The organism is Priestia sp. SIMBA_032 (assembly GCF_046535215.1).
In the GTDB taxonomy this organism is placed as follows: Bacteria; Bacillota; Bacilli; order Bacillales; family Bacillaceae_H; genus Priestia; species Priestia aryabhattai.
In genome coordinates, this window is sequence record NZ_JAWRXD010001160.1 from 1 (window position 1) to 252 (window position 252).

Annotated in this window: 1 pseudogene; it reads right to left on the bottom strand. The window is 66.3% G+C overall.

From position 1 onward, the window contains the following. Positions 1–252: pseudogene (locus SB717_RS37950) on the bottom strand (amino acid deaminase/aldolase); the annotation flags it as partial.

Consider the following 252-nt stretch of genomic DNA (forward strand, 5'->3'; position numbering starts at 1 on the left):
GGCGAGCCCGACGCGATCCATCCCCCGCCGAGGCAGGTCACCATGCTGCGGGTGGGGATCCGGACCACCGACAGACCGAACGCCATCGCCGGCGCGGGTTTGAAATGCGAGTAGGTGTCAAACAGGTGCCCACCGAAGAATCCGCTTCCGGCGGCGATATCGGTGACCGACAGATCGGCGGCGGTGGCCTCTATCGAACCGGTACCACCGGCGTTCACGAACTCGAGGTCGGTGATCTGCCTGATCGCGGCG